The following is a 6,387-nucleotide window of genomic DNA, read 5'->3' as shown; positions in this document are numbered from 1 at the left end:
TTAACTCTCTAAGGTCAGGAATTTTTATCATCCTCTGCACTATGCAGTAAGTCGGGAATGTTTACAACTGCTGAATAGTTACGCTTCGCCAAAGAAAGGAATCAAAGAAAGGCGACCGCAGACTCGCTCCCTGCGGGAGTGCCCATTTATGTAGCGCAAAAAATGGGAAGGTCCGTAACTCGCTACGCTCAGACATCGGACCTTCTTTTTCCATTTTCTGCACTACACAAATGGCTTCGTCCCAAGCGGATTAGAGTCAACAACAACCCCGAACGTCAAAGGCAACAGCAACAGCAACAGCAACAGCAACAGCAACAGCAACAGCAACAGCAACAGCAACAGCAACAGCAACAGCAACAGCAACAGCAACAGCAACGTCACCGACCGCGCCTCATATTTTTTCAGTCAATCGTTCAGGCGATTTAATCTACTCCAGCCTGCAAAGGCAATCTGACACTCACCGCCAAACCTCCACCCTCACGATTGCCAAACTGTATTTCGGCATGCAGTTGCAACGCCAGTTGTGCCACGATAGCGAGACCAAGACCTGCACCACCAGTCTCACGGTTGCGGGAGGATTCTAGCCTTACGAAGGGTTGCATCACGGCTTCCCATTGCTGTTCGGGGATGCCCGGGCCTCTGTCCTGTATGGTGATGACGGCATGTTGCTGCTTGCTGTCCAGGATGACTTCCACTTCCTTGCCAAACTTCAGGGCATTGTCGATAAGGTTGCCGAGCAGGCGGGACAGGGCCAGGGGGCGGGTTTGCAGGGTCTGGCCGCTACGGCCACGCAGGCTGACTTGCTGGCCGGTGTCGCAATAGTCTTGCACCAGGCTGCCAGCCAGGGCATCAAGATTGATTTTGCTGCTTGCTTCCTGATCGGTTTGTAGCTGGTTTTGTACCTTGGCATAGGCCAGGCCTTGCTCTACCAGTTTTTGCATGGCTTGCAGGTCAGCTTGCATCTTACTTCGGTGGCTGTCGTCGTCCATGAGTTCTGTGCGCAGGCGCAGGCGTGTGATGGGGGTTTGCAGGTCGTGGGTGATGGAGGCCAGGATTTGCATGCGTTCTGCCAGGTACGTGTCTATGCGTTCCTGCATGTTCTGGAAGGCGGTGGCTGCACGGAATACTTCTCGTGGTGCACGGGCAGGGAACTGTGGCCTGGCGCCTGGTTTTACCATGGCATCGGCGGCTTCAGCCAGCATGGCCAGTGGGCGTGTCGCGGTCCTGACTGCCAGCCAGGCTGCCAGCATGAGGATGGCGAGCTGTACGCAAAGCAGTGAAAACATGCTCCATGGTATGGCGTAAGGTGTTGCAGTCAGGTGGACGGTGAGCGGTGCGCCGTCACTCAGGGGCAGATGCAATTGCAGGATTTTTTTATCATTTTCGGTGCGTAGGCTGATCCTGATTTTTGCCGGATGTTCCAGATTATTTTTGATGGCTTCTATCGCCTCATTGGCAATGTCCAGGTCTATGCTGTCCGTGGCATCAGTGGGGGCGGCCTGCAATGTATATACGTAATTGTTGCGGGCCAGTTTGTCCAGCCATGACTGACGTTCGCTGACTGGCAGGCGGTCAAGAAAGGAAATCGCATTGGCGACATCCTTGCCAACTGAGTAGACCATATGATTTTTCCTGACCTGCATTTTGTCCCATTGTGATGAGGCAAACGACAGTGCATACGCCATTAGCAGAGCACTGAGCAAAATCAGGCACAGGCGGCCAAACAGGGTGTGTGGCCAGTGCGGGCTTTCCATGATATGCATCAGATATCCCCGGGTGCCGTGACCTGTGCACAAAATACATAGCCTTCGCTGCGCACGGTTTTGATATAGCGCGGTTCGCGCGCATCATCACGCAAATGCTGGCGCAGGCGGCTGACCAGCAAGTCGATAGAACGTTCGAATAGATCAGCGTCACGACCCTGGGTCAGGTTCAGCAACTGGTCACGGTTCAGCACACGCTGCGGGTGTTCGACAAAGACTTGCAACAGGCGATATTCAGCACCGCTGAGTGTGACCATGACACCGTCTTTATCGAGCAGATGGCGTGCCAGGGTATCGAGTTGCCAGTCACCAAAATTGAGCATGGCGGGTGGTTTTTGTTCACGCAGCCTGGGCGGCAACATACGCGTACGGCGCAAGACTGCCTTGATGCGGGCCAGCAATTCCCGTGCAGCGAAAGGCTTGGTCAGATAATCGTCTGCACCCATTTCCAGGCCGACTATGCGGTCAGTTTCTTCTGCACGTGCCGTCAAAAAAAACAAGGGGATAACTTTGTGCGGGCCAGAGCGCAATTCGCGGCACAGGCTCAAACCATCCTCACCCGGCATCATGATATCAAGCACGATGAGGTCGATGGAACTGCCTTCGAGCAAGGCGCGCATTTGCTTGCCGCCCGCAGCCGTGCTGACCTTGTTGCCATTCTTGCGCAGGTACAGGGCAGTCAGTTCGCGTATTTCTGTATCATCATCAACGATGAGGATGTGATCCGGGGATTCTGTATTTTCCATGTGCTGGGCTGGTTGTGGACTGGTTGCGCATTTTTGATTCACATTCTTGATGCGCATTTTTGATGCAAATTTTTATGATTCATTCCATAGTGCTTTATAGCTTAAATAGTGGCAGAGACAAAATCTTTTGTATCCCAGTGTATCTGAGTGCTGTTGACACATAGTCTGATGCAAATAAGGCATTCCCTGACATCTGCCAGATACTTTGCGACTGTCTAATGACGTTGCCGTGATGAATTCATCACCTCGACAACTCAAGGAGAACTGACATGAAAAAGCAAATGATCGTTATCACCACTTTTGCCACCGTATTGATGAGTGCCTGGTCTGCCCAGGCGCAGCAGGCTGGTTTGTCTGATTACTACCTGGCACCTGTGGAAGCCGAAATCCAGGCCGGCAAGCTCGCCAATCTGGCAAATAGCCAAGCAAATAAACCAGACGCAGTCGCTGGTACCTGGCTGACCCAGAGCGGTAGCCTGGAAGTACAAATCGGCAATTGTGGTCAGTCTGTGTGCGGCAAAGTCAGCAAGGTCAACGATGCTGCGAATGTGAGCAACATGACTGCGATGGGCAGTACCGCAACGCCTGAATCCGCGATACCGGTATTGGGTAAGACCATTATGGAGGGTTTTACGCCGATCGGAGTCGCCACCTGGTCAGGCACGATTTTCAATCGCGCCGATGGCCAGACCTATGCGTGCCAGATGCGCATGCTGAGCCCGACTGAGCTGGAAGTCACAGCATACAAGGACAAGCCAGAAAATGGCCGTAGCCAGGTATGGACGCGCGTATCAAATACCGTCACTGCGCAAAAATAATAATGGGAGCATCACTTTGATGCTCCCATTTCAGTTTTCAATCTCAATGCAGACTTACGGCAGTAATTCGACTTCGCCCGGTAGCAAGGTATTGGCAGGCAAGGCATCGAGCTGTTTCAGCCTCTCATAATACGGCGTGAAGTCTGGTGCCGTACCATCAAATAATTGCTGGAAATCGTCGATGACAAAATAGGTTTCCTGATAGCTGTCTATCTTGTACAGGGTTTGCAGGCAGCGTTCTATGTCGAGATGGATATGGCGTGAAGTGGTTCCGGGCTTCAGGCAATATTCAACTTCGCCACCAGACGACAGGATACCGGCGCCATAGATGCGCAAACCCTGGTCGGTCCTGATCAGGCCAAATTCCACCGTGTACCAGTACAGCCGCGCCAGATAATCCAGGCCACCGAGTTTCATCGCCTTCAAGCCGCCTTTGCCGTACAGCTGCATATAATCGGCAAAAATCGGATTGAACAGCATGGGTACATGGCCGAAATAATCGTGAAATACATCAGGCTCAACGATGTAGTTGAATTCTTCCGGCTTGCGCAACCACACGGTGATGGGGAAGCGGCGGTTGGCCAGGTGTTCAAAGAAAGTCAGCTCCGGGATCAGGCCAGGTACGGCGACGATGCGCCAGCCGGTGGCGGCAAACAATTCTTCTGACGTGCGTTCAAACCTGGGTATGCCATCAGCCGCATCCATCTTGTGCAGGGCTGCGATGAATTCATCACAGGCACGGCCAGGCAACAGTTCCATCTGGCGCTGATACAGTTTGCGCCACAGGGCATGTTGCTCTTCTGTATAAGCAGCCCAGTCCTGCTCGACGACATAGTGTTCGTCGGCCTTTTCATAATCACCGCGCAGGGCTGCACCGTTGGATTTTTCAGCAACGGTAGCCAGAAAATCGTCATTGCTGACAGTAGTATCGATAGTGTCCATATTTTCCAGAGAAAAAGGCCGGCATCATGATGATGTCCAGCCTCTTTCTATCTCCTCATGTTTCCATTCACTGTGTGTGAAAAATCAGGCAGTTGTTTCGTCTTTGATGACGCCACGACGGATCTGATCCAGTTCTATCGATTCAAACAAGGCGCGGAAGTTACCTTCGCCAAAACCCTGATCGCCCTTGCGCTGGATGATTTCAAAGAAGATAGGGCCGATAACTGTGGTTGTGAAAATCTGCAACAGCAATTCACGTGATGTTTCTGTGCTCTTGCCATCGACGAGAATGCGCAGCTTGCGCAATTCTTCCAGGTTTTCACCATGGCCGGGCAGGCGACGGTCAACCAGGTCGTAGTAAGTTTCTATGGTGTCCTGGAACACGACGCCATTGGCTTTCATGCCGCCAACGGTGTCATAAATATTGTCTGTGCCCATGGCGATATGCTGCACGCCTTCGCCGTGGTACAGGTCCAGGTATTCAGCGATCTGGGATTTGTCATCCGACGATTCGTTGATAGGGATGCGGATTTTGCCGCAAGGTGAAGTCATGGCCTTGGATTTCAGGCCGGTGTGTTTGCCAGCGATATCGAAGTAACGGATTTCGCGGAAGTTGAACAGGGTTTCATAAAAATCTGCCCATTCTTTCATGCGACCGCGATGCACATTATGGGTCAGGTGGTCGATATAAGTCAGACCTTTGCCGACCGGGTTGGATTCCACGCCAGGGATAGCCACGAAGTCAGCATCATAGATGCTGATATTGCCGATGGCACCAGGTTCTGCACCATCCTTGCCATGCCAGCGATCAACGAAATACACCAGCGCATCGCCTATGCCCTTGATGGCGGGAATATTCAATTCCATAGGGCCGGTTTTATTGTCGAAACCCCAGGCACCCAGATCCAGCGCACGTTTGTAGGCGGCGTTGGCATCCTTGACGCGGAAAGCGAAAGCACAGACGGAAGGGCCATGCTTGCGGGCAAATTTTTGCGCGAAAGAATCAGGTTCTGCATTGATGATGAAATTCACGTCACCTTGACGGTACAGTGTCACATCCTTGGTGCGGTGTTTGGCAATCGCAGTGAAACCCATGGTAACGAACAAGTCGCCGAGCCCTTTAGGATCTGGTGCTGCGTACTCGATAAACTCAAAGCCATCGGTACCCATAGGGTTTTCCCAAGTTTGGAAAGTCATGCCTGTCTCCTTAGTGTGATCATCAGTGTCCGCTGCATCTGACCGCTTTTGAGGCAGGCTTTGATGTAGCTCAAGCTCTCAGTATAGTCCGCAAAACGCGCCATATAATTGCCAAATACCCCAAAGACTTCGCAATTTGAGCAATAATATTGCTTAATTTATTGGATGTAAGGCAAATTATGCTTGAGGTTGAACTGGACAAGATAGACCGCAAAATCCTGGCAATTTTGCAGGCGGATGGCAGGCTGACCAACCAGGAGGTAGCCGAGCGCGTCAATCTGTCTCCTTCCCCCTGTCTGCGTCGCATAAAGCGGCTGGAAGACAGCGGTGTCATACGCAAGTATGTGGCCTTGCTGGAACCGGCCAAGATAGGCCTGGGTTTGCTGGCTTATGTCAACGTGCGCCTGGAAAAGCACAGTGATGCACCCGGCAAGGGCGCTTCACGCTCGCCACGCGATGACTTTTCGGCCTCGGTAGGGCAATGGCCTGAGGTGGTGGCCTGTTATGCGATGACGGGGGAAATGGATTATTTGTTGCGGGTGCATGTGGAAGACATGAACCATTTTTCGCGTTTCATGATGGAGACACTATTGCGTCATTCTGCGGTGCTGGATGTAAAGTCTAGTTTTGCCTTGCAGCAGATTAAGGATACGACGGCTTTGCCGGTAGTGGTGGGTGGATGATTGAGGGTTTGGGGGATGGACGGCATTGTGCTTGTTATTTAGCAATGTGGTTGTGATATCCGTAGCCTTATCGCTTATCGCTTATCGCTTATTGCTTAGCGATTTGTAGCGCATGCAAACTAGCGCGTAGTTAAAACAATGAACCTCAAAATCGTCACTCCTGCGCAGGCAGGAGTCTAGCGGCGTTCGCAACATTCTATGCAGTGATTTAAATCCGTGTATTGTGATTAGGTAGATT

The 6,387-nt window shown here is 51.9% G+C and carries 7 protein-coding genes; 2 read left to right on the top strand and 5 right to left on the bottom strand.

Features of this window, described 5'->3' with window-relative positions; genetic code table 11:
• Positions 1-222: 222 nt before the first annotated feature.
• From H8L32_RS24485 to H8L32_RS24475, 3 genes are read right to left on the bottom strand one after another with little or no spacing between them, the layout of a single operon-like run.
• Positions 223-381 carry a hypothetical protein gene (locus H8L32_RS24485; protein ID WP_186950351.1) on the bottom strand — a complete coding sequence of 53 codons (159 nt, stop codon included), beginning with the start codon at positions 379-381 and terminating at the stop codon, positions 223-225.
• Between the two features lie 41 nt (positions 382-422).
• The gene (locus H8L32_RS24480) at positions 423-1,763 is read right to left on the bottom strand and encodes an ATP-binding protein (protein WP_186950349.1); all 1,341 of its coding nucleotides are present in this window, start codon (positions 1,761-1,763) and stop codon (positions 423-425) included.
• On the bottom strand, positions 1,763-2,509 hold the full coding sequence (locus tag H8L32_RS24475) for a response regulator (protein ID WP_186950348.1): 747 nt from the start codon (positions 2,507-2,509) through the stop codon (positions 1,763-1,765). Before H8L32_RS24475 ends, H8L32_RS24480 begins: the two co-directional genes overlap by 1 nt.
• 269 nt (positions 2,510-2,778) lie before the next feature.
• Between H8L32_RS24475 and H8L32_RS24470 the strand changes: the two genes are divergently transcribed.
• Complete coding sequence (locus H8L32_RS24470) at positions 2,779-3,327, top strand: DUF2147 domain-containing protein (RefSeq protein ID WP_186950346.1); 549 nt, start codon at positions 2,779-2,781, stop codon at positions 3,325-3,327.
• Between the two features lie 54 nt (positions 3,328-3,381).
• Here H8L32_RS24470 and phhA read toward each other — a convergent pair whose 3' ends face one another.
• Both phhA and hppD read right to left on the bottom strand, forming a co-directional pair.
• Positions 3,382-4,269, bottom strand: coding sequence for a phenylalanine 4-monooxygenase (gene phhA / locus H8L32_RS24465; protein WP_222619478.1), 888 nt, complete (start codon positions 4,267-4,269; stop codon positions 3,382-3,384).
• Between the two features lie 84 nt (positions 4,270-4,353).
• Complete coding sequence (gene hppD / locus H8L32_RS24460) at positions 4,354-5,466, bottom strand: 4-hydroxyphenylpyruvate dioxygenase (protein ID WP_186950344.1); 1,113 nt, start codon at positions 5,464-5,466, stop codon at positions 4,354-4,356.
• Between the two features lie 179 nt (positions 5,467-5,645).
• On the opposite strand from hppD, the gene H8L32_RS24455 reads away from it, so the two are divergent.
• On the top strand, positions 5,646-6,149 hold the full coding sequence (locus H8L32_RS24455; protein ID WP_186950342.1) for an Lrp/AsnC family transcriptional regulator: 504 nt from the start codon (positions 5,646-5,648) through the stop codon (positions 6,147-6,149).
• Positions 6,150-6,387 lie beyond the last annotated feature (238 nt).

The sequence above is a fragment of the Undibacterium hunanense genome (genome assembly GCF_014284335.1).
Taxonomy (GTDB): Bacteria; Pseudomonadota; Gammaproteobacteria; order Burkholderiales; family Burkholderiaceae_D; genus Undibacterium; species Undibacterium hunanense.
This window is presented reverse-complemented; position numbering and strand designations above follow the sequence as displayed.

What these genes read in the sequence shown, in the direction of transcription:
- H8L32_RS24480 (WP_186950349.1), bottom strand. Translation starts at nt 1,763, where the DNA reads ATGCATATCATGGAAAGCCCGCACTGGCCACACACCCTGTTTGGCCGC.
- H8L32_RS24475 (WP_186950348.1), bottom strand. Translation starts at nt 2,509, where the DNA reads ATGGAAAATACAGAATCCCCGGATCACATCCTCATCGTTGATGATGAT.
- H8L32_RS24470 (WP_186950346.1), top strand. Translation starts at nt 2,779, where the DNA reads ATGAAAAAGCAAATGATCGTTATCACCACTTTTGCCACCGTATTGATG.
- phhA (WP_222619478.1), bottom strand. Translation starts at nt 4,269, where the DNA reads ATGGACACTATCGATACTACTGTCAGCAATGACGATTTTCTGGCTACC.
- hppD (WP_186950344.1), bottom strand. Translation starts at nt 5,466, where the DNA reads ATGACTTTCCAAACTTGGGAAAACCCTATGGGTACCGATGGCTTTGAG.
- H8L32_RS24455 (WP_186950342.1), top strand. Translation starts at nt 5,646, where the DNA reads ATGCTTGAGGTTGAACTGGACAAGATAGACCGCAAAATCCTGGCAATT.